Annotated in this window: 27 protein-coding genes and 1 tRNA gene; 11 read left to right on the forward strand and 17 right to left on the reverse strand. The window is 42.2% G+C overall.

The features are described from left to right. Positions 1–9: 9 nt before the first annotated feature. The 6 genes from LH29_RS03160 to LH29_RS03185 all read right to left on the reverse strand — a co-directional run bounded on the left by LH29_RS03160 (position 10) and on the right by LH29_RS03185 (position 4565). On the reverse strand, positions 10–873 hold the full coding sequence (locus LH29_RS03160; protein ID WP_045026068.1) for a 4-hydroxy-3-methylbut-2-enyl diphosphate reductase: 864 nt from the start codon (positions 871–873) through the stop codon (positions 10–12). After that, a complete protein-coding gene (cmk, locus tag LH29_RS03165) occupies positions 870–1568 on the reverse strand; it encodes a (d)CMP kinase (protein ID WP_045026069.1) in 699 nt (232 codons plus the stop codon). The genes LH29_RS03160 and cmk overlap by 4 nt, the downstream gene beginning before the upstream one ends. A gap of 61 nt (positions 1569–1629) precedes the next feature. Continuing rightward, the gene (gene porQ, locus LH29_RS03170) at positions 1630–2658 is read right to left on the reverse strand and encodes a type IX secretion system protein PorQ (RefSeq protein ID WP_045026070.1); all 1029 of its coding nucleotides are present in this window, start codon (positions 2656–2658) and stop codon (positions 1630–1632) included. 139 nt (positions 2659–2797) lie between these two features. Then, positions 2798–3274 (reverse strand): GNAT family N-acetyltransferase, encoded by a 477-nt coding sequence (locus tag LH29_RS03175; RefSeq protein WP_045026071.1) that lies wholly within the window; start codon positions 3272–3274, stop codon positions 2798–2800. An 83-nt stretch (positions 3275–3357) separates the two neighbouring features. Beyond that, positions 3358–4209 carry an aldo/keto reductase gene (locus LH29_RS03180; protein ID WP_045026072.1) on the reverse strand — a complete coding sequence of 284 codons (852 nt, stop codon included), beginning with the start codon at positions 4207–4209 and terminating at the stop codon, positions 3358–3360. A gap of 32 nt (positions 4210–4241) precedes the next feature. Then, positions 4242–4565, reverse strand: a complete 324-nt coding sequence (locus LH29_RS03185; RefSeq protein ID WP_045026073.1) for a hypothetical protein — start codon at positions 4563–4565, stop codon at positions 4242–4244. 238 nt (positions 4566–4803) lie between these two features. Between LH29_RS03185 and LH29_RS03190 the strand changes: the two genes are divergently transcribed. Further along, positions 4804–7242, forward strand: coding sequence for a hypothetical protein (locus tag LH29_RS03190; RefSeq protein ID WP_045026074.1), 2439 nt, complete (start codon positions 4804–4806; stop codon positions 7240–7242). Positions 7243–7262: 20 nt separating this feature from the next. Here LH29_RS03190 and LH29_RS03195 read toward each other — a convergent pair whose 3' ends face one another. Then, positions 7263–7763, reverse strand: a complete 501-nt coding sequence (locus LH29_RS03195) for a YkgJ family cysteine cluster protein (RefSeq protein WP_045026075.1) — start codon at positions 7761–7763, stop codon at positions 7263–7265. A 12-nt stretch (positions 7764–7775) separates the two neighbouring features. Next, complete coding sequence (locus tag LH29_RS03200; RefSeq protein ID WP_045026076.1) at positions 7776–8699, reverse strand: DMT family transporter; 924 nt, start codon at positions 8697–8699, stop codon at positions 7776–7778. A gap of 131 nt (positions 8700–8830) precedes the next feature. Here LH29_RS03200 and LH29_RS03205 point away from each other — a divergent pair, with 131 nt between their 5' ends. Beyond that, positions 8831–9745, forward strand: coding sequence for a sugar phosphate isomerase/epimerase family protein (locus LH29_RS03205; RefSeq protein WP_045026077.1), 915 nt, complete (start codon positions 8831–8833; stop codon positions 9743–9745). 239 nt (positions 9746–9984) lie between these two features. Here the strand turns inward: LH29_RS03205 and LH29_RS03210 are convergent, their stop codons facing one another. From LH29_RS03210 to LH29_RS03235, 6 genes are all read right to left on the reverse strand, one after another. Next, on the reverse strand, positions 9985–10617 hold the full coding sequence (locus LH29_RS03210) for a hypothetical protein (RefSeq protein WP_045026078.1): 633 nt from the start codon (positions 10615–10617) through the stop codon (positions 9985–9987). A 31-nt stretch (positions 10618–10648) separates the two neighbouring features. Continuing rightward, on the reverse strand, positions 10649–11140 hold the full coding sequence (locus LH29_RS03215) for a hypothetical protein (protein WP_157493548.1): 492 nt from the start codon (positions 11138–11140) through the stop codon (positions 10649–10651). An 11-nt stretch (positions 11141–11151) separates the two neighbouring features. Beyond that, positions 11152–11868 carry a head GIN domain-containing protein gene (locus LH29_RS03220; RefSeq protein WP_045026080.1) on the reverse strand — a complete coding sequence of 239 codons (717 nt, stop codon included), beginning with the start codon at positions 11866–11868 and terminating at the stop codon, positions 11152–11154. Between the two features lie 146 nt (positions 11869–12014). Next, positions 12015–13112 carry a DUF4097 family beta strand repeat-containing protein gene (locus LH29_RS03225; protein WP_045026081.1) on the reverse strand — a complete coding sequence of 366 codons (1098 nt, stop codon included), beginning with the start codon at positions 13110–13112 and terminating at the stop codon, positions 12015–12017. A gap of 13 nt (positions 13113–13125) precedes the next feature. Beyond that, a complete protein-coding gene (locus LH29_RS03230) occupies positions 13126–13632 on the reverse strand; it encodes a hypothetical protein (protein WP_045026082.1) in 507 nt (168 codons plus the stop codon). Between the two features lie 5 nt (positions 13633–13637). Further along, entirely contained in the window at positions 13638–14201 is a 564-nt protein-coding gene (locus LH29_RS03235) for an RNA polymerase sigma factor (protein WP_045028588.1), read from the reverse strand. Between the two features lie 170 nt (positions 14202–14371). Between LH29_RS03235 and LH29_RS03240 the strand changes: the two genes are divergently transcribed. The 3 genes from LH29_RS03240 (at position 14372) to LH29_RS03250 (ending at position 15495) form a co-directional block, all read left to right on the forward strand. Beyond that, positions 14372–14445 (forward strand) — tRNA-His (locus tag LH29_RS03240). Between the two features lie 54 nt (positions 14446–14499). Beyond that, entirely contained in the window at positions 14500–15051 is a 552-nt protein-coding gene (locus LH29_RS03245; protein WP_045026083.1) for a molybdenum cofactor guanylyltransferase, read from the forward strand. 81 nt (positions 15052–15132) lie between these two features. Then, complete coding sequence (locus tag LH29_RS03250; RefSeq protein ID WP_045026084.1) at positions 15133–15495, forward strand: hypothetical protein; 363 nt, start codon at positions 15133–15135, stop codon at positions 15493–15495. Positions 15496–15686: 191 nt separating this feature from the next. Here LH29_RS03250 and LH29_RS23600 read toward each other — a convergent pair whose 3' ends face one another. After that, positions 15687–16376, reverse strand: a complete 690-nt coding sequence (locus tag LH29_RS23600; protein ID WP_052670573.1) for a Crp/Fnr family transcriptional regulator — start codon at positions 16374–16376, stop codon at positions 15687–15689. 150 nt (positions 16377–16526) lie between these two features. Here LH29_RS23600 and sqr point away from each other — a divergent pair, with 150 nt between their 5' ends. Genes sqr through LH29_RS03275 form a run of 4 tightly spaced genes read left to right on the forward strand, consistent with a single transcriptional unit; the run spans position 16527 to position 19304 of the window. Next, entirely contained in the window at positions 16527–17762 is a 1236-nt protein-coding gene (gene sqr / locus LH29_RS03260) for a type III sulfide quinone reductase, selenoprotein subtype (RefSeq protein WP_045026085.1), read from the forward strand. Positions 17763–17778: 16 nt separating this feature from the next. Next, positions 17779–18459, forward strand: coding sequence for a DUF1641 domain-containing protein (locus tag LH29_RS03265; RefSeq protein WP_045026086.1), 681 nt, complete (start codon positions 17779–17781; stop codon positions 18457–18459). A 10-nt stretch (positions 18460–18469) separates the two neighbouring features. Continuing rightward, positions 18470–18781 (forward strand): TusE/DsrC/DsvC family sulfur relay protein, encoded by a 312-nt coding sequence (locus tag LH29_RS03270; RefSeq protein ID WP_045026087.1) that lies wholly within the window; start codon positions 18470–18472, stop codon positions 18779–18781. Between the two features lie 19 nt (positions 18782–18800). Beyond that, entirely contained in the window at positions 18801–19304 is a 504-nt protein-coding gene (locus tag LH29_RS03275; RefSeq protein ID WP_045026088.1) for a DsrE/DsrF/DrsH-like family protein, read from the forward strand. A 50-nt stretch (positions 19305–19354) separates the two neighbouring features. On the opposite strand, the gene LH29_RS03280 is transcribed toward LH29_RS03275, so the two are convergent. Beyond that, complete coding sequence (locus LH29_RS03280) at positions 19355–22060, reverse strand: multiheme c-type cytochrome (RefSeq protein ID WP_045026089.1); 2706 nt, start codon at positions 22058–22060, stop codon at positions 19355–19357. Position 22061: 1 nt separating this feature from the next. Then, a complete protein-coding gene (locus LH29_RS23605) occupies positions 22062–22454 on the reverse strand; it encodes a QcrA and Rieske domain-containing protein (protein WP_198152335.1) in 393 nt (130 codons plus the stop codon). A 588-nt stretch (positions 22455–23042) separates the two neighbouring features. Here LH29_RS23605 and LH29_RS03290 point away from each other — a divergent pair. Together LH29_RS03290 and LH29_RS03295 are read left to right on the forward strand one after the other, a co-directional pair. Further along, positions 23043–25298, forward strand: coding sequence for a molybdopterin-containing oxidoreductase family protein (locus LH29_RS03290; protein WP_045026090.1), 2256 nt, complete (start codon positions 23043–23045; stop codon positions 25296–25298). Further along, complete coding sequence (locus LH29_RS03295; protein WP_045026091.1) at positions 25295–25828, forward strand: 4Fe-4S dicluster domain-containing protein; 534 nt, start codon at positions 25295–25297, stop codon at positions 25826–25828. The genes LH29_RS03290 and LH29_RS03295 overlap by 4 nt, the downstream gene beginning before the upstream one ends. Positions 25829–25847: the final 19 nt, after the last annotated feature.

Raw genomic sequence — 25847 nt, forward strand, 5'->3', positions numbered from 1 at the left:
TTAATAATCTTAACCGAAGTTGGTGTGGATCCATTTTTCCACATCTTCCATCAGCCAGTTAGGTGTTGAGGTAGCACCACAGATACCCACCGACTTAACGCCATCAAACCATTCCTGTTTTATTTCGTCGAGATTTGAAATGAAATACGAATCGTCATTCACCTCTTTACAAATGGTGTAAAGGTATTGTCCGTTCGAGCTTTTTCGCCCGGCAACAAACAGGATCATATCAAAACGTTCTGCAAACTTTTTCAGGTTAGGAACGCGGTTCGACACCTGACGGCAAATGGTATCCTTTATTTCAACCGGAACTCCCGGCTCGGTGGTTTCTTTTACTTTTTGGGCAATTTCATGAAAGTCTTCTATTCGCTTGGTAGTTTGAGAATACAACGAAACCGGTCGGCTTTTGTCGATCTTGTCTACATCGGCAATACTTTCAATAATGATGGCATTGTGTTTGGTTTGCCCGTTGAGGCCTTCAATTTCGGCGTGCCCTTTTTTACCGTAGATAACTACCTGCCCTTCAATTTGCGAATGTTTGGAATACGAGCTTTTAACCTTTTCCTGTAAGGTTAGTACAACCGGACAGGTTGCATCAATTAGTTCCACGTTATTGGCTTTGGCATACTCGTAAGTCTCCGGCGGTTCTCCATGGGCGCGGATTAAAACTTTGCAGTTGCTGAGGGTAAAAAATTCCTCCTTCGAGATCGATTTTAATCCCATTCTCTCGAGGCGTTCCACTTCCATTCCGTTGTGAACGATATCGCCCAAACAATACAGTTGCTTCGCCTGCTTCAATTCATCCTCCGCTGCTTTGATTGCGTTGATCACGCCAAAACAGAATCCCGATCTTCTATCTATCTCAACAATCATTTTCCTTCAGTAATTTCTTTTACTTTCTTAACGGCCCAATCCAATTGTTGTTCGCGCGTTAGCTCACTATTATCAAGAATTAATGCATCGTCGGCTCGTTTTAAGGGACTTACGGCCCGTGTAGAATCAATTTTATCGCGCCCCTCAACATTAGCCAAAATCTCTTCGAAGTTTACGTTGTCGCCTTTTTCAGTGAGTTCGAGGTAACGTCGCTGTGCACGAATTTCGGGCGAGGCAGTCATAAATATTTTTAGTTCGGCATCGGGGAAGACCACGGTGCCAATATCGCGCCCATCCATAACAATGCCTTTGTTTATCCCGTTTTCGCGCTGCTGGCGTACCATTTCATGGCGCACTTCGGCAATGGTACTAATAGGGCTTACATTCTCTGAAACTTCCAACTGGCGGATCTCATCTTCCACATTTTCACCATTCAGGAAAGTGGTGTTTTTTCCGGCTTTTTCATCCCATTGAAATGTAATTTTAATGTCTTTCAATCCATCGATAACTTTTTGTGTGTCGGGAATCTTATTCTCAATCCATCCGTTGCGAAGGGCAACCAAAGTTACCACACGGTACATGGCTCCGGTGTCGATATAAACGTATCCAAGTCGCTGAGCAAGTGACTTGGCCATGGTGCTTTTGCCGCAAGACGAATGGCCATCAATGGCGATGATAATCTTTTTGTCGTTCATGTTTCTTTAGGAATTTGGAGCAAATATGGGGAAATTTTAATTAAGATTCAATTGTCTGATTTTAGAAATTATTGTTCAGGTTAACCGACACCGAAAACAGGTTAGATGAGCCAGCTAAATGAAATCTGGAAATGGCATAATCAAAATGAAAACGTTTGATTTTTAAGCCGAACCCGGCAGAAAACCCAACAGTTGATGCTTTGTTGTCGAATTTTAGCTCTTGACGCCGTTGGTAATTGTAACCCACTCGCAGGGTAAAATTTTCGGAAGGAAGAATCTCTGCTCCCAGCACCAGGTGACGCATCGTTTGTTTGGCAAAACCCTCCTCGCGCTGGTGAATGGTTTCGCCGTTAAAGTCCTTCTCTTCATCGCTTGATGCCAGATCCCAGTGGTTAAGGTGTTGCAAAGTAGCCGAAAAAACAAGCGGAGCGTGTTGTAAGCGTTTGCTGATTCCTGCCTGAATGTTCAGCGGAATGCGTTCGCTATCGGCTCCATCGTAGTACTTTGATATTTGTGTACCGAAGTTGCGCACCACAAAAGCCAGGTTTGTATAACCGTCTTTGCTGGCAAAACTTACCCCCAGGTCGGCAGCAATTCCAAACGACTGGTAGGTTTCGAACGACGATAAAATAGGTTTCAGGTTGATCCCGTAATTCAGCCTCTTGTAGCTGTTCGAATAAATGAGGTTAAGTGCGTATTCTGCCGCTTTAAAAGTGATTCCGGTAAGTTCGCCGGCTTCTGTGGCTTCATCGAACTGCCCGTAATTGATGTAGTGCATGCCCACCGCAAAATTTCCAATTCCATCGTAGGTTTTGGCGTACGAAGCATAACCATAATTTACATCGGCAAGGTAATTTACGTAATTTACCAAAAGGCGGTGGTCCATGTCTTCGTGAAGTAGTGCCGGGTTGGCGTAGGGCAGGTTCAGATCGCTTGAATCGTTTATGGCAATTTGAGTACCTCCCAAAGCAGCAATACGCGCCGAGTTCGTCAGCTCCAGAAACTGGTAGGTATATTCACCTCCAATTTGGGCCTTTCCCGCAAACATCGAAAAACAAAAGAATATAAAAAGGTAAATTTTTCGCTTCATGCGCGATCGTCATTTTTTCTAAAACGCCAAAGGTATTTAATTATTATTATAGGGGAAACACATTGGAGGAATTATCGGTATTGGAACACTGATGACGCGGATTGAAAAGATATTCGCTGTAATGTAACGATCAAAACATTTAATTGCCGTTAGTAAGCATATCTTTTCTCATTAAGGCATTTTCCAGCTCAACTCCTCTGACTTCAACTTTTTTACTTCTTATCGTTTTGAACCCAAAATTTTTAAAGAATGGCTGAGCTGCCAAACTAACATCAGAGCTTAATTCTGTTATGTCTTTCTTTTTAGCTTTTTGGAGAAGAAAATTCATTAGCTGTTTTCCAATTCCTCTGCCTGAATATCCTCCGCGCACAAAAAAATGATCGATATAACCTGAGGACTGCAAATCGGCGTATCCAAGAATTTTGTCATTATCGAGTATTACAAATGGATTGATTCGATGCATTTTATTTTTCCATTCTTCACGATCAATAGAATTGGGAGCCCATGCTTGTAACTGTTCCCGGTTGTAATAATTTGCTGCATTTTCTCTTACTGATGAAACAAAAACCTCCATCAGCTGAATTTCTTCCCCGGGTTTATATCTTCTAATCTTCATTGGAGTGGTATGATATTTCGGTATTTGCACACTGATAACGCGGGTTGTAATGATAGTCTTACTCCGGGTGAGACCATCAGCAGTTAATCAACCGGAAGCCGCTCCGGCCAGATATTGGGCAGCTCACCACTAAAACCAATTTCAGGGAGATTGTCGATTAAGTTCATCTCTTCCTTAGTAAGTTCGAAATCGAATAAGTTCAGATTGTCAAGAATTCGTTCGTGGGTAGTTGATTTTGGAATAACCACCACATGGTGTTGAGTGATCCAACGCAGGCAAACTTTTGCAATCGATTGATTATGGTTTTTTGCAATTTGCTGCAAGGTTTTATTATCGAACACACGCCCACGCGCCAGTGGCGACCAGGCTTCAATTACAATGTTGTATTTCTGGCAAAACGCTGTCAGTTCCGGCTGCCAGTACCCGGGGTGAAACTCAATTTGGTTTACCGCCGGTTTTACATTGGCAGTCTTAAAAAGTGCATCTAAATGTTCCTGCCAGAAATTACTTACACCAATCGATTTTATTTTTCCTTCGGCCTGCAGTTCTTCCATGGCACGCCAGGTGTCGGCATTGGCTTTTTGCCAGTTGTTGTAGTTTTTTGCATTGGCCGGCCAGTGTATCAGGTAGAGGTCGATGTAATCCAGGTCGAGCTTTTTTAGCGATTTTTCGAATTCTTTTTTGGCGGATCCGTATCCTAAACAATCGCGCCATAATTTAGTGGTTACAATAATCTCTTCGCGCGGAATACCACTGGCTTTTATGCCTTTGCCAACGGCTTCTTCGTTAAAGTAAAAGGCCGCCGTATCAATTAAACGGTAACCGTTTTGCAGGGCAAATTTTACCGCATCAACTCCTTCTTCTTCGTTTGATTTATAGGTTCCGAAACCAATTATTGGTAGTTCGTTTCCGTCGTTTAATAGTAGTTTTTTCATAGGGTGTAATTTTTAGGTGGATGACGGGGATTTTAAAATAAATCGAAGTGGTCGTTAAAGTATACAAATATTAGAAATACTATTACCAGTCCAATTGCAACACTCATCATTATCTTCCAATTGTTGATTCTTGTCTCTTCTTGCAGTTTCGATTGAAGTTCTTTTTTGTAGCTATCGGAATAAGTTTTGTTTTTTAGAAAGGTAAAGTCGCGTTTTTTTATGTGGTAGTAGCTGTTTACTTCCGGACCTACTGATGCAGCACCGCCACCTCCATCAGGTTTACTGCGTCTTCCAAGGTATTTTCTGGGTTTCATCGTTGAAATCCAGCGTTGCATTCCGAGGCCGTTGTATCCCATGGTGTTGGTTTTTATGATTTGCCTTAAAGTTAGAAATTTTCTATTTAATCTGTTTGTCGATTGCTCCGACTCACATCCTTTCGGGAATAGTTTGACTTAGTTACTGATTTATAAAAAGATGGTGTATAACATAAAGAAAAGACTGAAAATAAGGTTATTCACGGATAAAAGCAATTGAACATTGTATTATTTATTTCTACATTTATAGCTGAATCAACAGAAACTAAAAAATAAACCAATGCGCTCTCCTTTAACATGGTTATTTCTGTTTTTACTCTCCACTCATAACCTTTACTCACAAGGTAATCCGGATTTCGATGCTGCTAAAAACCGTCCTGATTTTCAAAAACTGTATGTACAAACCGACCGTGAGATCTACTTTTTGGGCGATACCATTTGGTTGAGTGCTTATCTGCTCGACGCGAAAACGCATATTCCGGTTAAAAATGATCAGAACTTGCATGTTGATTTAATTGACTCAACAGGAACGATAGTGAAGTCTGAAATTTTTCCTGTGTGCAACGGATTCGGGGAAGGGAATATTCCAATTGCCGATTCGGTGCTCACCGGTAATTTTGTATTCCGGGCTTACACCAACTACCTCCGAAACTTTGGCGACGATAGTTATTTTTACAAATCGCTGCCCATTGAGCGAACCAAAAACTCGTTTGAGATTGAAGATGATGCCCCGGATGAAAATAACAGATCGGAAGTGGAACCTCTGGTTCGTTTTTTCCCTGAAGGTGGTATTTTGCTGGAACATACCCCGAATATTATTGGCGTAAAAATTACGGGGAAGAATGGTGAAAGTATAAACACCAATGGAGTAGTGTTGAATGAAGACAAAAAAACTGTAGCCCGTTTCGAGACCAACTACAAAGGGCTGGGCAAGTTTGATTTTTACCCAAACAGCGGCGAAAAATACACCGTGGTTTTAAATGCCTTTCCAAGGTTAAAAGTTGCGTTTTGGGAACCGGAGGAAGAGGGCATAAAACTTCAGCTGTATAACAATTCCGAAGATCTTTTGCATGTTGGTATTTTAAGTAACTCTAAAAATTATTTGCGCGAGAAATACACGCTGGCCTGCATGAATCGGGGAGAAGTTATCTTCTACAAAAAGGTAAAACCAAGCCAAAACGATTTTAGTGTAAAAATTGAGAAGACTAAATTTGGCGCCGGAATAAACCGCCTCGTGTTATTAAACGAAGATTTAAATCCGGTTTCGGAACGTTTGTATTTTAACAACCATGTTGAAACAAATTCCATCCGGGTGGCATTGCAGGATCAAGTTTATTCAAATCGTAGTTTGGTAAATTTTAAGTTGATTCCCGATGAAAAATTCCTATCGGATAGCGTGAGGCTTTCCGTTGCTGTTGTTAACGAAAATAGTTTGAATGCTTTCGGTGAATCGCAAACCATGTTGTCGCAGTTGTACCTCGATGCTGAGCTTATTGGCCGCATTGAATCGCCGGCCGATTATTTCAACGATGAACCCGAAATTTCTTCCGAACAAAAACTCGATTTACTGATGTTAACGCACGGCTGGAGCAGCTATTTCTGGAATAAAATTGAGGACTCCGATGAAAAGGATTTTAAGTATCCTCTTACTGCAGGTTTTACTATTGAAGGTTATGTAACAAACTTGTGGAATAAGAAACGGGTGGGCAATAGTGAAGTACTTCTTATGGTGCAAAACGATAGTTTATTTACCTCATGGGAAACCACTGACGAAGAAGGCCGCTTCGTTTTTCAGCATATCAATCTGGCCGATTCGGCAGCTATTACCTTGCAGGCCCGAAAAAGTGATGAAAGTGAAAACACAAGGGTAACGCTTGAACCGTTGACTACCATTTCGGCGGCCTTTAATCCGAATATATTCAAACAGTATTCAGAACGAAATAAAATTCCGCTCGAACTCTACCGACAGAACTATTATGCAAGTATGGCCGAAAAGGAATTTGAACCTGAAAAAGATGTGATAATGATTGATGTGGTAGAAGTTACGGCCAATGCCCCGGAGCAGGAGGAAGTAAAATTTTCGCAGATTTATTCGGAACCTGATATAATGATTAAACCCAAAGAGGGTGATTTTATGGCTAATTATTTAGAGGATTTTCTACTCGAAAAAGCGCCTGCATTTTTTGGGAATAATATGCCAATGTCGTTGCTTGGTGGAAGTGCTAAATTTAGTTTTATCGTATACTTGGATGGTATTCTTTGGACGAATGAATTTAATCCAATATTACCTCCGATATCTGTTAGCAATATTGATAGGGTAGATATAATTGATACGCATAACCCAACAGGCATGGCTTTGTTGGGTTCCAGAGGATCAGGAGGTGCCGTTTTTATTTACACCAAACGTGGTGCTCCGGATGAGGTGCGTGAAAAACATTTAAAAGGGGTAATCAAACAAAAGATAAATGGTTTTTCGAAATACCGGGAGTTTTATTCTCCAATTTATACCGCCGAAAACAGGAATTCGGAAAAACCGGATTACCGAACCACGCTATACTGGAATCCTTCGGTGAAACTTTATAACGGAGAGGCGAATATTTCGTTTTTTACATCGGATGATATTGCCCGCTACAAAGTTTTGGTGGAAGGGATTACAACTACTGGTACCGTATGTTTTGGAGAAATGAATTTTGAGGTTACACCGGAAGCAGAAAATTAGCATTGTTCCCGGAGTAACTCTTAAAAATTTTCCTTCTTCAGCTCTTCAAAAACGTCCAAAACCACCGGGCAGGTTTCGCAGTTTTTGTGCGACAGATCGAGAATCTGGTAAAAACGTTTTCGGTCGGTGTGTGGGTATTCGCGACAGGCTTTTGGCCGGCTTTCGTACACCATGCAGTAGTTGTCGGGCATCAGAAAAGGGCAGGGGTGCTCATTAAAAACAAAGTCGCCGTCTTCGTCAGTCTTTATGTATTGCCCCATAAAATCGGGCACTTTCATTTTCAGGTGTTTGGCCAGTCGTTCAATGTCTTTGTCAATCAGCCGCGGGCCGATAGTTTTGCAACAGTTGGCGCAATCCAGGCAATCGAAATTATCAAAGGCTTCGTAATGCAGGGCATGCACCACGTCATCAAGCCGCCTGGGTTTTTTCTTTTTCAGCTTTTTCAACAAAGCATTGGTTTCCGGCCGGCTTTTGTCGGTCAGCAGTTTTAATTCTTCCGGTGTTTTATAATTGATGTTCATTTGTGCTGCTATTTATTTCCGGTGTACTTCAACCGCTTTTAGGCGTCCGTTCGTATCTTTTTTCTTTATTTGAGAAAGGAATAGCCCCGAGACAACCACAATAATACCAACGATTTTTTGAAGTCCCAGTTCATCTTTCAGAATAAAAAATGATAAAACGGCCACAAACACCGGTATAAGGTTTATAAACGTATTTGTGCGCGTAACTCCAATTTGTCGTACACTTTGGGTGAAAAATACAAAGGCCAGCGTTGACGAGAAAACGGCCAGCAAAACAATTGCCCGGAAGGCCTGCGGATGGAAAGGAGTTTGAATAAAGTCTTTTACATCAACAATAAGCCAGATGGGTAAAAACAATACTACACCGATAAAATTCTGATAAGCAATAATGGTTAGCGTGTTATAGCGCGATGCCAGATTTTTAAGAATAATGGCATAAGCTATTGCTGATAAAACGGCCATAAATTCAAGCCCAACGCCCAATGGCGAAGCATCGAACCTAAAACTGCCGTTTAGCACAACAAGAGCAACACCGACAAATGAAAAAAGGAGCCCTAAAAGGTTCATCGCTCTTACTTTTTCTTTGTGGAAATACCAGGCGGCTACGGGTGTAAGTAATGGAATTGTAGCCACAATTACTGCGGCCACTGTTGACGACACGTATTGCAATCCGTAACTTTCTCCTAAAAAGTACAGGAAGGGTTCGAACATCGACATAAAGAAAAACAGTTTGTAGTCTCGTTTTTCAGGCCTTTGTAAGCGTTTTAAGAACCATGCAATTACAGTTATAAGCAGCGCGGCTATGGCCAGCCTTAGTATTACCACTGTTATTGGTTTGTAGGCAATAAACGCTATTTTGAACCATACAAACGAGAAACTCCAGAAAAAAGCGGCGCCCAAGGCTGAAAGTATCGCTGTCAGGTCTTTATTTTTCATGTGGTAAATTTGAAGAAGCAAAAGTAGCGATTAAGTGTGCTCGATTGTGGGAATAATAGCTGAAAAAAGCCATCTTTGTGACAAAATCACTTTTTTGTGATAAGATTTAAATACCTAAAACCAATTTAAAAATGATTTCAAAAAGAATTAGTTTAAAATTAGTGGCAGTAGTTGCTGTTGCTGCGTTGTTTATGCAGGGACTTACTTCTTGCAATTCTGCACCCAAAAAAGCCGAAGAAAAAAGTACTGAGGTTGAAAAAGAATTATTTATCGGGCTACAACTCTGGTCGGTAAGAAACAACATGGGAGAGGATGTTGCCGCCACCTTGAAAGCAGTGGGCGAAAGCGGATACAAATTTGTTGAAACCGCGGGTTATGGCGATGGAAAAATGTATGGCATCGATCCGGTAGAGTTTAAAAACCTGTGTGAAAGTAGTGGCCTGCAGTTTTTGGGAGCGCACACCGGTCAATCGGTTCCAACTGAAGAAACCTGGGACGAAACCATGGCCTGGTGGGATACCTGTATTGCCGCACACAAAGCAGCGGGTGTAAAATGGATCGTTCAGCCATCGATGGGTGGTTCGGCTTACGAAAGTCTCGACGGAATTAAAGCATACTGTGACTATTTTAATGCAGTTGGTGAAAAATGTAATGCCGCCGGCATTCGTTTTGGCTACCATAATCATGATAAAGAATTTACTACAGAATACGAAGGCAAACCACTTTACGACTGGATGTTGGAATTGACTGATCCTGAAAAGGTGATGTTTCAGCTTGACCTTTACTGGATTGCAGAAGGTGGTAAAAACGCCGTTGATTATTTTGAAAAATATCCCGGACGTTTTGAGCTTTGGCACATAAAAGACGAAAAAGAACTGGGCGAAAGCGGAAAAATGGATTTTGCTTCGGTTTTTGCTGAGCGCGAAAAATCAGGTGCTAAATACGGTATTGTGGAGGTTGAGCGTTACAATTTCGAGCCGCTTGAAAGCTGTAAAAAAAGCTTTGAGTATTTGAAAACTCAAGATTACGTTGATTTTTACGAATAAACGGAATTATACCAATTGAAATAAAAAAGCGGTTGCCCGATAAATGTCGGGCAACCGCTTTTTGTTTTTAGGGAGTATCCTGTCTATATCCAAAAATGTATGATCATTCCGGAGATCAATTCGTTTACCCTTATCCGCCAGCTGGCGGAAGCGAATTGATTGTTGCTGCTCGGGGTATTCAGCGACAATCAATTTGCGGATTGGATAATAAACCGGAACTCATTCTGTTATCAGAAAATTTAAAACTTCCCAAATTTAAATGTCATTCCCACATTAAAACCTCGCAGTACATCCGGATTGGTATCGTATAATTCAATGTCGGAAGTGAGGCGGTAACTTCCGTAGGCTGCCATGCGGAAAAAGCGGGTAAGGTTGAATTCCAACTCTACACCGGGTTCGAAAACAAAAAACAGGTCAGTGTCGTATTCCTGGTAATCGTGGTAGTAATCCCGGTCCCAGTTGGTGTGTTCTACCAGCGATATTCCTCCCATTCCCACTACAATTGGAAAAGAAACATGTACAGGTTTTGTGCCTCCAACAATAGGCTCGAAAAATACACCGCCGTAACCACCGGCCAAAAAGAAGCGGTCTTCCGGATTTGACTGGTAGTTGTGGTACTCCAGGTCGTTAACAAAACCGTATCCGGCCACTCCAATGGCAAATGAGTGGTCGAAAATAAAAGCACCACGCGCTCCGGCAACCATGGCATCGCGCCCGTCAATTTGAGTATAACCAATTGTAAAAGCACCGTAACCTCCGTTACTTCTTTGGTTCGAAAAAATGGTTTCTACCTCGTGGTTTTGATAATCGTCTTGCGCAAAGGCAAAACCGGCGGCCATTAAAAAGGCCAGTAAAAGTGTTAATGTCTTCATTTTTCTGAATGTGTTAAATAGTTGTTTTGGCTTAAAAATGATATTTTATGGTAAAGGCAAAATCGAATAGTTCGAGGTCGAAAAAATCGCGTCCCAGCACATCAACATAAGGTTTTACCTCGAATCCGATGGAGAGCGGTACCTCGTAGAACAGGTATTCAACGCCAACAACGGCGTCGACACCTGCCAGCAGTGCTGTTCGTTCTTCGTACCAGCTGGTATTGTTTTGCACATAGTGTTTGTCCCATTGTTCGTAACCGAAATGGACTCCCAGTCCGTAGAACAGCGATAATTGCTCGGAGAAGGTAAACAGATCGTACTCGTGAAATTCTTTCATTGCATGTAGCTGAATCCCATCGTCGCGGGTGGCCAAAAGGAATTTGTACGAATTGGCATCGTCGGTGTAAAAGCGGTATTCGAAACCCGCCGAGTATCCACCGCGGATACCGATTGCTTTATCAAAAGTTTGAGCAGACAAGGCCAGTGGCAGGCAAAATAACAAGATAATGAGGAAACGTTTCATAGTGGTTATTTTTAGTTTTCGCTGATTACACTGCCTGAGCCCGAAATATGGGTTTCAATGTCCGGATTCCCGGAATAAAATACATTCCCGCTTCCTGAAATATTTGAGCGAAGGTGCCGCGAAACAGTAACATACATATCGCCCGATCCGGATGTGGAAGTGGTGCAATTGTACAGATCGAGCTGGTGGGCATCAATCGTTCCCGATCCGCTGATTACAAAATCAGCATCGTCGGCAAAGCCCGAGAATTCAATGGTTCCCGATCCTGAGAGTAAAGCATCAACTTCTTCGGCTTCAAAGGCAGTAACTATACTTCCCGATCCGGACAGGACTACATCCATTTCGTTGCTCACAAAATAATCGGTGGTAATAATTCCCGATCCACTTTGTTTAATCCCTCGCAGGGTTGGAGTCGAGATAAATACTTCCATGGGTAAACGGTTTTTCAAATTCCGGATTCCTTTTACATCAATGTGCAAAGTTTCGCCCGAAACATACGTTTCAATGTACTGCAACAGGTTTTCCTCGGCACTTATTAACACATCGTGGCTTTGTGCTTCGGTAATGTGTACCTCAAAATCTCCAGATGATTTTACTTTTTCAAAGGAGGTAACAATACGGCTTTCCGATTCGCGGATTCCATTTCCTTCAACAGTAAATTCATCGATACAACTGGTGGCGCTAAAGAATATAGCAAGCCCACAAATGAATAGTTTAATCGTTTTCATAACAAGTAGTTTTCTGGTGGGAAGTTTGCTTAATTGTTTTCATGGCTTTGGCAAACAATTCCCGTGTGGTTAATAATTGTTTTCTTTCTGCTTTTAAAAGACAGGTGTTTTTGGGAGAGGTTGCAAAATGCGTGCTAAAAATTTATTTAATAGGTGGTACGCAGGTTAATATTGCCCGAGTTCGCCCTGATATAAAGCTTTTCAGAAGGATTTTGTGTTTCTCTAAAATTTCCGGTAATCTTTATTTCATTTTCTTTTTCATCCAGCACGTCTTCCTTTTCTATTGAAAAATCGGAGTCAAAACTTACATCAGCTTTTGTATGCTGAATATCGAAACTGAATGCTGATTCGCTGTTAAAATACAGGTTAATGTCGGTTGACCGCGATTCGATATTTACGCCACTAAAATCAGCCTCGGTTCCTTCCATTTCAATATCTCCGTATTCCGCCTGAATTTTTGCGCGGTCAACAAGCTTGTTTATTCGGAACGTGGTAAAACTGCTTTGTGCATCAAGAAGTTCAATCTGGCGGATTCTGAATTTATCGCGGCGCGATGACGCCGAAAGGCTTTCCACTTCCTGGAACTCAAACTCGGTTGATTTGCTTTGCAGGTGTATGGTTCCCATTTCTTTGGTGAACAGCTCGCTGAAATTACAATCAAGGCGCCCCTTTTCTATTTTGTTGATGGTGGCATCTGCAAAGTTCAGCGTAAGATTCAGGTGGCGGAAATCGTGAGCTTTCATGTTTCCATTCGACAGGGTGATGTCGGCTTCTCCCTTGTAGTCGCCAATGTAGATGTCGCCAAATTTATTGTCCACTTTCAAGCGGTTCGAGTCGGGCAGCCAAACCGTGTAATCCACCTGGATATTTCCATCCGAGCTTAGTAAGGTCTCCTTAAACTTTTTGATCTCGCGGCCCAGTGTGCCCAGGTTTTTTTCAACTATTGTGCGCACTATCAGGTAGTGTTCGCTGTTGGTAATGTCAAAATCAATCTCTTCAATCGATTCTTCCAGCTTCGACAGTTTTTTTTCTTCAACCCTGATGTTGATGAGGAATTTTACCGAGTCCTTGTCCCAGCTCTTGAAATCGATTTTCCCGTATTTGTTGGTAATTTCAATTTGTGTTTCGGGTGTAATGGCATACGATTTCCGAATCTCTTTGGTGTCGGTAAACTGGGCATTTACCAATAACGGAGCAAGTAAAACAAACAATCCGGCAACTAATTTCCACTTTATTTTTATCATTTTTCCTCCTTGTCTAACATTTAACCTGGTTCAGCACATCGTCGCAAAGTTGCAGCCTGTATCGGTTGTTTTCAATCATTGCTTCAATTACGCTTTTATTCGAAATATTTTCTTCCAAATCGTTTTTAAGCAGCTGGTACATACCTTCCAGTTCGTTTAAATCGGTTTCAATTTCGTGTTTCAGCTCCGGAAAAGTATAGTAACATTTTTGTATTTCTTTCAGTTTCTGATTCACCTGCGACGAGTAAAATGCTTCAGCTTCGATTAGTTCCTTTAGTTCCGGATCTGCATTCTCTGCAAGGCGCACAGGATTGTTCAGATTGTTTTGCCAAAGTATCACTCCCGTTGCGATTAGAATAACCGCTACAGCTGCTGCGCGAATAAAATAGTGGCGCAGCGAAACAACTTTTGTCTCCTTTGTGGCAGTGTTAATTTTGTCCCACACTTCCGGCGATGGTGTTCTGAAATCGAACTCCCCGCGGTTTGCTTTTATAAATTCCTCTAATCTATTCTTCTCCATATGGCTTATATTTTATCCATAGCATCTCCATGGGTTTGTTTTAATAGTTCAACAACACGGCGTTTGGCGCGCATAAACTGGGTTTTCGATGTTGATTCTTTAATCTTCAGTATTTGCGCAATTTCGCCGTGATCGTACCCCTCGAGCAGATAAAGTGAAAAAATCATTCGTCCGCCTTCGGGTAATTGTTCCATTGCCTGTGTAATATTTGCTATTGTATATTCCGGCTCGTATTCGTTGTTTTCCTCTTCACTGTCGTAGTCGTAAATCTCCTCGCAATAGGTAAGATCCACTTTTCGTTTGTTAATGGCATTAATGCAGGTATTTACAACTATTCGTTTTAGCCACGACCCGAAATTCGATTCGTAACGGAACGATTCCAGTTTGGTAAATGCCTGTGTAAATGCTTCCTGCAACATGTCTTCGGCCTCCTCCCGGTTATTCATCATCCGGTAACAAATATTGAACATGGCTTTAGAGTACAATCCATATAGCTCGTATCGTGCCCGGTTATCTCCCTTCTTACTGGCCTCGATAATTTTTTTATGTATGTGCTCTTTTTGTCTCAACTGTTCATCTTTCAATTTTAATGACAGGAATATTTTGCAGTGGTTGCAAAATGCAGGATTTCTTTTTTTGATATGGAAAACAATCTTAAACAAAAATACCATTCAAAATTTAATTCATTTTGAATTGTAGAAAGAATAAAATATTTATATTTGCACCCGCAAACAAAATGGTGGTTGTAGTTCAGTTGGTTAGAACGCCGGATTGTGGTTCCGGAGGTCGTGGGTTCAAATCCCATCATCCACCCGATAAAAGCTTCAGATTTTTCTGAAGCTTTTTTTATTTCTGTACATTTAGCACATGCAAATAACCACAATAATTCTTGCCGGCGGCTTAAGTAAACGAATGGGCACCGACAAAGCCTTGTTGGAACTCGATGGAAGAACTTTGCTCGAACGTGCAATAGACCTTTGCAAACCTTTTTCTTCTGAGTTACTAATCAGTTCAAATCATCAGGCTCACACAACTTTTGGTTACCCTGTTATCGAGGACGAGATTAAAAACTGTGGACCGATTGGCGGCATTTATTCCTGTTTAAAGCGCTCTTCAAATGATTGGAATTTAGTGTTGAGTGTTGACACCCCTTTTGTTCAAAAAAGTTTTATTGACTTTTTGAAAGAAGAAACCCGCAATTTTGAGGCAGTGGTTCCGGTTCATGAAGGAAAGAAAGAACCATTGATTGCATTTTACCATAAAAGTACATTGCCGGAAATTAGAACAATGATAGAGGGTGGTGATTATAAACTTCATTTTCTTTTGCAACGGCTTAATACAAACTTTGTAGAGTCGGGGGAGTGGTTGGAAAAGTATCCCAAATTATTTCAAAACCTGAATTGTCCAGAAGATATATAATAATATGTTATATAGCTTGTTTTAGACAGAACAATTATTATATCTTTATAACCCTCAACTTTGAACCTAATAAATATTATTATGAAACTCAAAACACTCATTCTTTTTGCACTGATTCTTACTCTTTTTAGTTTTAAAAGTGAGAAAACAAAACTCAACGGTACATGGAAACTTATCAGCCAGGAATTGGTAAGGAACGGGCAAAGCCAGATATCAATTCTGGATCAGGCCAATGGCAGTCAACTAAAAACCTGGTCGGATAAATATTTTATGTTTGTTGGCGCCAGTGTACACGGGCAACAAAAGATGCATAATTTTGGTGGTGGAACCTACGATTTATCGGGGCATCTTTATACCGAAGAAGTTCTCTATCACAATGTGCCTTCTTTCCTTGGAAGAAAAGTTCAACAATATCTCGAAATAAAGGGAGATACCCTATATTAGGTTTACCTGTTTTCTCCACTCGATGAAAATGGCAATTATGACAAGGACAATTGCAACATAGAAAAATACGTTCGTGTCGATTAGGTAGGGGTGTTTCGTTAAATTCCAAAGTTTTTTGTTAGTAATTAGAAGTCACCTTTGTGCAAAGATGGCTTCTAAAATTAACCTAATTGATTTTTATCATTACGGAATCATCCAAAATCTGAAATGCTCTTCAGGCGTTTTTTATCGGCAATAAGAATGTCCTTTCCAAATATTTTAATGATTTCATCTTTCCTGAATTCAGATAAGGTGCGGATCACATTTTCAGTCGTCATTCCGATATATTCGGCAATTTCGCGCCTCGAAATGGGAAGTTCAAACTCATCCTTTTTATATATGTAGTCGGAAAAATACAGCAGTACATGCGCAATGCGTCCTTTCAGGTGTTTGCGTTTTATCTCCAGGTTGTCGAGGATAATTTTATCGGTCATCTGACTAATATTCGACATCATATCCATCGCAAACAGTGCATTTTCTTCGGCATATTTTCGCACCACATCCAATTGCAAAATACAAACCGTAGTTTGCTCAATGGCCGTAACTGAATATTTGTACTGTGTGGATGAAAATACCGACAAAAGGCTGACAAAGTCGAAAGGTTTCGAGAAACTGATAATTTGGTCTTTGCCGTCGATTGAAGCTTTTGAGAGTTTCACCAACCCTTTTTTCATGTATACAAATTCTGTAATCGGGTCGCCTTCCTGTATAATCGATTCTCCTTTAGAGTAACTTCTTTCTACTTTTAAATCGCAAATATTGGTGAGTTCATCACTTTTTACATGTGCAAAAAAAATGTTTTTTAACTGGCAATATTCGCAAGTGCAAGATGTGTTTCCCATAGCCCGGTTTACTCGTGTTTCATTAACCCGCAATGTACCAATTTATTATGATATTTATTACTCTCTGATAATTATCATAGCAGGTTTTACAGCACATTGTTCGCCCGCACATAACTTTAAAACGCAGATAAACCAATAGAACGATTCAAAATGAAGAAGATAGTAATTCTTGGCGCCGGGACTGCGGGAACAATGATGGCGAATAAACTACGAAAAGCCCTCGACAGAGAAGAATGGGAGATTACCATTGTCGACCAGTTTAAAACACATTACTACCAACCCGGATTTTTGTTTATTCCTTTTGGTATTTACCAGAAGGAAGATGTGATAAAACCAAAGGCTGATTTTATTCCGGCCGGTGTGAACATGATTTATTCTGCAATTGACAGAATTGAGGGCGAGGCCAATAAAGTGCATCTTGAAGGAGGGCAGGTATTGAATTACGATTTCCTGATCGTGGCAACCGGTACCAAAACCAATCCGGATGAAACTGCGGGTTTGAAAGACAAACTGTGGTACAAGGAGATATTCGATTTTTATACCATCGACGGAGCTGTGGCGCTGCAAAAGTTCTTAAAAGGCTGGGAAGGTGGAAAACTGGTAATGGCCATTACCGAATTGCCTTACAAATGCCCGGTTGCACCACTGGAGTTTGTGTTTCTGGCCGACGCTTATTTTACCGAACTGGGCATGCGCGATAAGGTGGAGATAGCCTACGTTACGCCAATGCCGGGAGCTTTTACCAAACCGGTAGCCACCAAAATGCTTTCGGAGCTGTTGGCTGAAAAAAACATCGAAGTAATTCCTGATTTTTACATCGAAAGGGTGGACAACGACCAGAAGAAACTTATTTCGTACGACGAAAAGGAAATTGATTTTGATGTGCTTACCGTAGTGCCTGTGAACATGGGCGACGAAATGATTGAAAGAAGCGGTTTGGGCGACGATCTGAATTTTGTTCCAACCGATAAACACACGCTGCAGTCGGTGGCACACGAAAATATTTTTGTGTTGGGCGATGCTTCAAATATTCCAACATCGAAAGCCGGATCGGTAGCTCACTTTGCCGCCGATATCTTATTCGAGAATCTGATGAGCGCCATTGAAGGCCGTCCGTTGCACGCCAAATTCGATGGCCATGCCAACTGTTATATCGAGACAGGTTTTGGTAAAGGCGCACTTATCGATTTTAATTACGATACAGAACCACTTCCGGGAACTTTCCCGCTGCCGGGCATCGGGCCGTTTGGCTTGCTGAAAAATACCAAAATCAACCACTACGGCAAGGTTATGTTCCGCTGGATTTACTGGCACATCCTGCTAAAAGGAAAAGAGTTGCCGGTGGAACCATTGATGACCATGGCCGGGAAAAAGAAGGTGAATTAATTAAAGGAGCCTGATTATGGAAGAGAAATCATTACAAGTACAAATATCGGAGCTGAACCAAAAGGTTGACTTGCTGCTGGAGTACGTAAACCAGCAGCGGCTTAAAACCAACGAGGTTGAAGATTTAATCTCCGATCTGTCGATAGTGGGAAAGGACATGTACGATACAGCGGTGGAAGATCTGGATAACCGGATGGTACATCTTGATATTGATGAGGTGAAGGGGCTAATGCTGCGTATTCTGCGTAACATCGATAACATGAACCGCTTTCTGGAACTATTCGAAAGTATGAATGATCTGGTTAAAGATGCCTCGCCAATTCTTAACGAGGTGATCATCGACTTCTCCAAAAAACTGAATGAGCTGGATCAAAAAGGCTACTTCGAATTCTTTGTCGAGGCCGGACAGATCTTTGATAATATTATTACCCACTACAAACCGTCGGATGTGAAAGAGCTGGCAGATAACATTGTAACGATTATGGAGACGGTGCGCTCGGCAACGCAGCCCGAAATGATGAGTGCGATGAACAATGGCCTTAAAATTTACGGAAGTATGGAAATGGAAAATGTTCCCGAGTATTCCATTTTTAAGGTTATGCGCGAAATGAATCAACCGGAGATGAAACGTGCACTGGGATTCTTTGTAACCTTTATGAAGAACATGGCTGCAGAAACCAATAAAAACAACAATTAAAAATAAAATTATGGCAGAAAAAACTTTCGCAGGAAAAACTGTTGAGGTAACCGCAGAAGGCTACCTGGTAAACAAATCGGACTGGAGCAAGGAAGTTGCTGCAGAAATGGCAAAAGAAGATGGTATTGAACTGACCGATAAACACTACGAGGTGTTGGATTATTTGCGTGAGCAGGAGGCATCAGGTGCCAGCCTTACAATACGAAAAGTTGGTAAATCGGGTATTGTTGATATTAAGGGATTGTACGAATTGTTTCCCGGTGGTCCGCTAAAACTATCTTCGAAATACGCTGGTATTTCCAAACCGGCAAGCTGCGTTTAAAAACCAAAAACTTAAGAATATGACTGAAGTAAAAGAAACGCCTTTAAAAAAGGTGATGATAATTGTAGCCAAAGCCAATATTGAAGATGTATATGCAGGTTTGATAATGGCGAATGGAGCAGTCATGGAAGGTATTGAGGCCAAGTTGTTTTTTACATTTTTTGGGCTGGATGCCATTACCAAAAAGCAGATGAACAAGTTGCACACGGCAACAGTTGGCAATCCGGGAATGCGAATGCCAAACGGATGGGCTTTCCCAACTTTGCTTGGAGCGATTCCCGGAGTGGAAGCCGGAGTTTCGGCCATGATGAAAAAACAAATGGACGAGCTGGATGTGCCACCCGTTGACGAATTTTTGGATATGATAACCGCAGGCGGCGGCGAGATTTATGCCTGTAAAATGGCCGCTGATATGTTCAAACTCACAAAAGACGACTTGTGTGAGCATGTAAAAGCTATTATAACAGTTGGAGACTTATACGCTATGTCGGGAGGCGACGGAACACAGATTATTTTTACTTAATCTAGTATACGAGGAAGTTAAGCGTCATCTGTTTTCAGGTGGCGCTTTTTTTATTTCCATTCGGGAAGAATACAGGCAGAGCTTCGTTTTTGTAGCTGCTCTTCAAAATTGTTAAGCGTGGCTTGCATTATTTTCGAGTCATCATCATGGCAGGTAAGGCAGGCGCCAACAGTTAATATGGCCTGTTGTTGTTTAACACTTAGCGGAGAAACGTTGGAGCGTGTTGCTACTTTTCCGGTTCGTGTTTGCAGAAAATCGATCCATGCATCGGCAGGCAAACCATCGTTTACATCGCGTTGGTAAAGCGGAGAAAAGGTCCATTTACCCTTTCCGTCTGCCATTTCGTATTCCAGTTTCCCTTCGCCGTAGCCAATCGCAAGCGAACTATTATGGCAGCTTTTGCAATCTCGTCCTTCTTTGGTGGTGGTATGCGGTGCAACCGGCGCATACAAACGATGAAAAATAGTAGAATTATCAGCGTCGTCGGTGTACGCGCTTTTGTCGATGGTAAGAATCATTCCCGGTGCAACAGGTATAACTTCTGATTTTTCGCCTTCAGTCCGCATTCCCAACGACGGAAGTTTGGCTTCATACTCGCCAAAAAATTCAACCCAGCCGCCGGTTTGCTCTTTGTTGGCTACCATGTTGTACGATGGCTCATTCGGATCGTATTCGTTGTGGCAGCCAATACAAGTTGGTACCCACGACGAGTGACAGCTTGAACAGGCCAGGTCAGAGTGGGCATTGCTTCTTGTACAAACTTCTGCCGGACGGGTTAACGCCATTTTAATCTTGCTGTTTTTGGTTTGCAGAAACGCCGTGTCGTTTTCAACAAAAGTATTTACCAGCGCGTGGTTGCGTTTGCCGGTTAGCAAAAATTCTTTCCCTGAAATATTGCCAAGGCGCAAGGCAGCAATTATTGCCGATTCATTGTCAAGATTTTCAGCTTTTATCGTTTTTGCATCGCCGTCAAAATGGCAATCAATACATTGCACATCAGCCTGATCTTCCTGGTGGGCATAAAGTGTTCCGTCGCCCATAACTTCATACGAGTGGTGGCAATCGATACATTCCATTCCCAGCTCGTGGTGCACATCTTGCTGTTTTTTTATAAATACACGTTCACCCTCAATCAGGCGATAGTTATTGTCGTTAGTAGGCATTTGTTTGGCTTCAAGTGTTGTTTCATGCCATCCTTCGTAGCTGGTAGAAATCCTGCCCGAGCGGCTGTGGCATCCAAAACAGTGGTTGTTGCTAATGGCCAAACTAATCGACGGGTGTGCATTAATAATGGTGTCGCGAACCATGGCGAGTGCTGCTTCTGCCTCGGGGCTGTAATTCAGGTGGCAGGCCAGGCAACCTCCGCCGCGGCTGCCTTCGTTAACCGGGCCATATTCTGTTTTTGGATTTCCAAGATGGCAGCGAACGCATAAATTACGCAGATGCTCGTCGGCAGCCGAATTCCCGAGATGGTGCACATTGGCCAGTTCATCGGGATTATCCTGTTCGTTGAAGACAAAACGATCAACACTGATCATTCCGCTCAGTGTCGCCATTAAACCGGTGGGTACACGTTCAACAATTTCCGGATGACACTGCGTTGTTCCGCACGATTGTGGCGCGGTAGCCAGATTTCCCGGAATAAGGATCATATTATTATGCGACTGATTTTTACCCGTTGCAAACGGATTTCCGCCATGACAGGAAACACAACCAATGGCTTCAGGCGAATGCGAATCGGTAAGGCCATGCGTTTCCGAGTGGCAGGCCAGGCAGCTTTCTTTTCGTCCCTGGATAACCGGGGAGACAATTGCAGTTCTCAGTTCAAATTGGGGAGTAAGCTTTACTCGCGGCGATTTAAAATTATTCAGTACTTCGTAGCGGTAATTTTCCTGCCACGGATTTTTCCATTGCCAGCGCTCTCCTCTGAAAAACAAACCGATTATCGTTAAAACCAGGTAGAAAGCGGTAAAAACCAATAAACTTCGTTTGCTGAGAAACATGGTTTTTCCCTGCGCTGAATTAACCAGGTAAAGTAAAACGAGCAAAAGCAGAAAAAGCAGTAACGACCAGGCCGGGTGGCTCAGCCAATGCAATATTTCCTGGAAACCGACAAAGTACCACGGGCCTTTTACTGCAGGATTCAGATTGTCGTGCAAGGGTGCGCTGAAAAGATAGCTAAATGCCAAAACGGCAACTGCCGAAACTACAAAATCAAGCACCGGCGGCCAGTATTTTCTTCGGCTGTGCTCAATCATTATTACCGCAATAAAAACGGTAAATGTGGCTATGTGGTGCACGTAAATTAACTGGTAACTTTCCGGGTGCCCCAGCAATGAAAATGCCAGCGACTGGCCAATTAACGGAACGCGCTCGGCAAGTGTTTGTAATATTTGTCGGGCCTGCTCACTGTCGGAATCGCCTTTCAGCAAAAAGCCGGTGATCATGGCCAGGAATATGATTAAAACACCAATGCTCAGCCGGAATGCCATTCCTTTTTTGAGGCCGATTTTTTCTTTGTAATGAAAATGATCGTAAAGGTGAATAAGGCTGAAAACAATGAAGAACTGCGAGCTCCAGTAATGGTAGTTACGGATAAGCGCAGCCCACGGATTGGCGACGATCATTGTGCTTACACTCAGGTAAGGCGATTCCACATTAAAAGGAACGGCAAGCAGAATGCCGGATAAAATAACCAGCCAGAACAGGGCCACTGCCACTGTCCCAAATGTTGTTTTATCATTCTTCTTTGCCATTTTATCCTTTAATTGTTATTGATTTTCCGTCGTCGGAAACCGATGAGTCGAGTATCGTAAGATTTTTGTATGCCGGTCCTTTTATAACCTGCCCTTGCAGATCGTATTCCGAACCATGACAGGGACAAACCAGTTTGCCGCTTTCCATTTTATCAATTTTACATCCCAGGTGGCTGCAATGCGATGAAAAAACCTTTGTTTGATGATCTGAATTTACAATAATGTATTTGTCGAAAAACTGCACTTCCTTGTTCATGTTCAGCGGAACCGACACTTCTTCAGCACCGGAAGTTGCAATATGTTGGAGCGTTAATTTATTCCAGACGAATGCAAAAAACGAAACAAATCCTACCGCCGCAACTTTCAAAAAAACTCTTCGGTTTTTGGTTTTCATTCCCATTTTCTTTGAGACAAATGTAATAAATTGAGAAAACTAGGAAATTGGAAATTTTTCTGTTTAATAAATGTTAAGAAAGTGACCCAGATCACATAGTGCTATTAAGTCAAATTTTATGACTAAACAGATCAAATAAACTCTGTTTCGAAAGAATGGGCTATATGTTAAAAAACCTGTTTCCCGATAAGGTCGCACTGTTATTTATGGCTATTTTTATCTCCTCTTAATGATTAGGGTAAGTGTTTGTAAATAAGTGCTATGGAATTGGTAGGATGAGATGTTCCTTCAAAGATATCGTGCTTATTTTTAATGGTTTCAAATTAAGCACGTTAATAACCATTGTACAAAATGATTTCTATATTTGCGCCCATATCTAAAAATATAGATAGGTATATATGAATAACTGTAAAAAGATGCTAAACTCTTATTCTTTGGCGCTTTTTAGAAACAGTTTTGGAAGAATGAGAAACGTGTTCAACATTAAAGAAATAGAAAGATAAATAACCATGTGAGAAAGCATTTTTCATGCTGAGTTTGAAGAAAGCGTGTTACATGAGTTACCAATAAAATAAACTATTTAGACGAATGAAGACAAGACGGGATTTTATCAAAATTTCAACTGCCGGTGCCGGAGCTGCTGCCATAAGTTTTAAGGCTTTGGGATCAAAAGGTTTCGGGCTCTTCGAATCGAAGACCGAAGGTCCGGTAAGTGATGAGGATCTTACTCCGTATCCAACTTATTGCGAAGTATGTTTTTGGAAATGTGCTGCGTGGGCTTATGTCGATAAAAACGGAACTATACGAAAAGTTGTTGGTAATAAGAACGACCCGCATTGTAACGGTCGTTTGTGTCCGCGAGGAACAGGCGGCGTTGGTATGGTTTACGACGAAGATCGTTTAAAAACACCGCTGATAAGAGATACGCGCAAGGATGGTACTCAATATTTCAGAGAAGCAACATGGGATGAGGCACTGAACAAAGTTGCCGATAAGATGAAGGAAGTTAAAGAAAAGTACGGTCCTGAAGCTTTTGGTTTGTTCAATCACGGAACTCCCGGAGGTCATTTTCACCATTTGCTACGTGCTTATGGTTCGGAAAGTAATGCCGAGCCTGCGTTTGCCAATTGTCGTGGTCCGCGTTCGTCGGCTTATTTTTCAACTTTTGGAGCCTATGTTGGCTCGCCCGAATGTACCGATATCAGAGATACCAAATGTTTGGTGTTAATTGGTTCGCACCTTGGCGAAAACATGCACAACTCGCAGGTGCAGGAAATGTCGGATGCCATTGATAACGGCGCAACCATTATTACGGTTGATCCACGTTTCTCAACGGCAGCAGCGCATTCAAATCACTGGTTGCCAATCAAACCGTCAACCGATATCGCTTTGTTAATGGCATGGATTCATGTGCTGATTTACGAAGGTTTATACGATAAAGATTACGTTGAGCAATATACATTTGGTCTTGATTATTTAAAAGATCATGTGAAAAATATGACTCCGGAGTGGGCTTATGGCATCACTACCATCGAGCCGGAAGAAATCAGAAGAACTGCACGCGCAATGGCTGATGCAGCTCCGGCGGTAATCATTCACCCGGGACGCCACGTTGTTTGGTACGGCGACGATACACAACGCGGACGCGCCATGGCAATTCTTACTGCCTTGTTGGGATCATGGGGAAAACGCGGAGGATTATATTTCCCTGAGGGCGTTTCTGTTCCAGCTTACCCGCACCCACATTTCCCTGAACCGAAATGGACATGGAAAGACTGGAATGCCGGTCGTTACCCGCTGGCAACAATGGGAATTACCACCGAGGCTTTAAAAGCATCAATTCCAAGATACAATTATAAACACCAGCTAAAAGCATGGTTGGTGGCCGGAACAAACCTGCCACTGTCGATGCCGGATAAACCCTTGTTTAAAGAAGCTGCTGATTCAGTTGAGTTTATTGCGGTAATGGATACCATGCCTATGGACATTACGGGTTATGCCGATGTGATTTTCCCGGAAGCAACTTACCTGGAGCGTTACGATGTAATACGTTCGGCCGCTAACCGCGAGCCAAACATTGCATTGCGTATGCCGGCTATCGAACCAAAATACGATTCGAAACCGGGTTGGTGGATTGCCAAACAAATTGGCGAACGTTTGGGTTTGCACGATTACTTTAACTACGATGACTATTCGGAAGTAATCGACTGGCAGTTAAAACAGCTGGGAACTTCGCTGGAAGAGATGAAAAAAATTGGTGTTAAAAAATACCCGAGAAAAACCGGCCCGCTTTATTTGGGTGATGGCGAAGATTATGATTTCAATACCACAACCGGAAAAATTGAACTGTATTCAGTTGATTTTGCCGACCACGGTTTTGATCCGATTCCAAATTATACGAAACATCCGGAGCCACCACAGAATTTCTACCGTTTGATTTATGGTCGTGCGCCAATGCACACTTTTAGCCGCACATCGAACAATCCGCATTTATCAGATCTGATGAGCGAAAACAGCGTTTGGGTAAATCCAAAAGTTGCCGACTTGTGGGGACTGAAAAACGGACAGGAAGTGTGGTTGAAAAACCAGGACGATGCGATTACTTCGTTCCCTGTAAAAGTTCGGGTAACCGAACGAATTCGCTGGGACTCGGTGTACATGGTTCACGGATTTGGTCATAAAAACAAAAAACTCTCGAGGGCTTTTGGAAAAGGAGCCGCCGATACCGAAATGATTACCAACGTTGCCGTTGACCCGATTATGGGCGGTACCGGAATGAGAGGAAACTTTATAACATTTTTAACAGAAGATCCTGCACTGGAAGAAAAGGAGGTTAAAGCATGAGATATGCAATGGCGATCGACACAAAAAAATGTGTTGGGTGTGGCGACTGTGTAGTGGCCTGTCAAACAGAAAATAATGTACCGCATGGTTACTGTCGCGACTGGATAGTTGAACGCGTTGACGGAACTTACCCAAGTTTAAGTCTCGAATTTCGTTCGGAGCGTTGTAATCACTGCGATAATTCTCCGTGTGTGAGATGCTGTCCAACCGGGGCAAGTCATATCGAAGAAGGGGGAATTGTTTCCGTAACTCCCCATAAATGTATTGGTTGTGGCGCCTGTATTCAGTCGTGCCCGTACGATGCACGTTACTCGCATCCTGATGGTTATGTTGATAAATGTACCTTCTGTTTGCACCGCGTTCAGAAAGGACAAAAAACGGCTTGTGTTGATGTGTGTCCTACCAAGTGTTTGCATTTTGGCGATTTGGACGATCCGAACAGCGATGTTTCGCTGGCTATCAAAGACCGTTCATGGAAAGTACTGGCTCCGGAAGCCGGAACAAAACCACAATTGTATTTTCTTACCTAACACTTAAACCTGATAGAAA

Origin of the sequence: Draconibacterium sediminis, from assembly GCF_000949475.1 — a bacterium.
In the GTDB taxonomy this organism is placed as follows: Bacteria; Bacteroidota; Bacteroidia; order Bacteroidales; family Prolixibacteraceae; genus Draconibacterium; species Draconibacterium sediminis.

What these genes read in the sequence shown, in the direction of transcription:
- LH29_RS03270 (WP_045026087.1), top strand. Translation starts at nt 18,470, where the DNA reads ATGGCAGAAAAAACTTTCGCAGGAAAAACTGTTGAGGTAACCGCAGAA.
- LH29_RS03250 (WP_045026084.1), top strand. Translation starts at nt 15,133, where the DNA reads ATGAAACTCAAAACACTCATTCTTTTTGCACTGATTCTTACTCTTTTT.
- LH29_RS03205 (WP_045026077.1), top strand. Translation starts at nt 8,831, where the DNA reads ATGATTTCAAAAAGAATTAGTTTAAAATTAGTGGCAGTAGTTGCTGTT.
- sqr (WP_045026085.1), top strand. Translation starts at nt 16,527, where the DNA reads ATGAAGAAGATAGTAATTCTTGGCGCCGGGACTGCGGGAACAATGATG.
- LH29_RS03225 (WP_045026081.1), bottom strand. Translation starts at nt 13,112, where the DNA reads ATGATAAAAATAAAGTGGAAATTAGTTGCCGGATTGTTTGTTTTACTT.
- porQ (WP_045026070.1), bottom strand. Translation starts at nt 2,658, where the DNA reads ATGAAGCGAAAAATTTACCTTTTTATATTCTTTTGTTTTTCGATGTTT.
- LH29_RS03195 (WP_045026075.1), bottom strand. Translation starts at nt 7,763, where the DNA reads ATGAACATCAATTATAAAACACCGGAAGAATTAAAACTGCTGACCGAC.
- LH29_RS03160 (WP_045026068.1), bottom strand. Translation starts at nt 873, where the DNA reads ATGATTGTTGAGATAGATAGAAGATCGGGATTCTGTTTTGGCGTGATC.
- LH29_RS03215 (WP_157493548.1), bottom strand. Translation starts at nt 11,140, where the DNA reads ATGAAACGTTTCCTCATTATCTTGTTATTTTGCCTGCCACTGGCCTTG.
- LH29_RS03290 (WP_045026090.1), top strand. Translation starts at nt 23,043, where the DNA reads ATGAAGACAAGACGGGATTTTATCAAAATTTCAACTGCCGGTGCCGGA.
- LH29_RS03180 (WP_045026072.1), bottom strand. Translation starts at nt 4,209, where the DNA reads ATGAAAAAACTACTATTAAACGACGGAAACGAACTACCAATAATTGGT.
- LH29_RS03275 (WP_045026088.1), top strand. Translation starts at nt 18,801, where the DNA reads ATGACTGAAGTAAAAGAAACGCCTTTAAAAAAGGTGATGATAATTGTA.
- LH29_RS03190 (WP_045026074.1), top strand. Translation starts at nt 4,804, where the DNA reads ATGCGCTCTCCTTTAACATGGTTATTTCTGTTTTTACTCTCCACTCAT.
- LH29_RS23605 (WP_198152335.1), bottom strand. Translation starts at nt 22,454, where the DNA reads ATGAAAACCAAAAACCGAAGAGTTTTTTTGAAAGTTGCGGCGGTAGGA.
- LH29_RS03295 (WP_045026091.1), top strand. Translation starts at nt 25,295, where the DNA reads ATGAGATATGCAATGGCGATCGACACAAAAAAATGTGTTGGGTGTGGC.
- LH29_RS03265 (WP_045026086.1), top strand. Translation starts at nt 17,779, where the DNA reads ATGGAAGAGAAATCATTACAAGTACAAATATCGGAGCTGAACCAAAAG.
- LH29_RS03200 (WP_045026076.1), bottom strand. Translation starts at nt 8,699, where the DNA reads ATGAAAAATAAAGACCTGACAGCGATACTTTCAGCCTTGGGCGCCGCT.
- LH29_RS03210 (WP_045026078.1), bottom strand. Translation starts at nt 10,617, where the DNA reads ATGAAGACATTAACACTTTTACTGGCCTTTTTAATGGCCGCCGGTTTT.
- LH29_RS03220 (WP_045026080.1), bottom strand. Translation starts at nt 11,868, where the DNA reads ATGAAAACGATTAAACTATTCATTTGTGGGCTTGCTATATTCTTTAGC.
- LH29_RS03185 (WP_045026073.1), bottom strand. Translation starts at nt 4,565, where the DNA reads ATGGGATACAACGGCCTCGGAATGCAACGCTGGATTTCAACGATGAAA.
- LH29_RS03175 (WP_045026071.1), bottom strand. Translation starts at nt 3,274, where the DNA reads ATGAAGATTAGAAGATATAAACCCGGGGAAGAAATTCAGCTGATGGAG.
- LH29_RS03280 (WP_045026089.1), bottom strand. Translation starts at nt 22,060, where the DNA reads ATGGCAAAGAAGAATGATAAAACAACATTTGGGACAGTGGCAGTGGCC.
- cmk (WP_045026069.1), bottom strand. Translation starts at nt 1,568, where the DNA reads ATGAACGACAAAAAGATTATCATCGCCATTGATGGCCATTCGTCTTGC.
- LH29_RS03230 (WP_045026082.1), bottom strand. Translation starts at nt 13,632, where the DNA reads ATGGAGAAGAATAGATTAGAGGAATTTATAAAAGCAAACCGCGGGGAG.
- LH29_RS23600 (WP_052670573.1), bottom strand. Translation starts at nt 16,376, where the DNA reads ATGGGAAACACATCTTGCACTTGCGAATATTGCCAGTTAAAAAACATT.
- LH29_RS03245 (WP_045026083.1), top strand. Translation starts at nt 14,500, where the DNA reads ATGCAAATAACCACAATAATTCTTGCCGGCGGCTTAAGTAAACGAATG.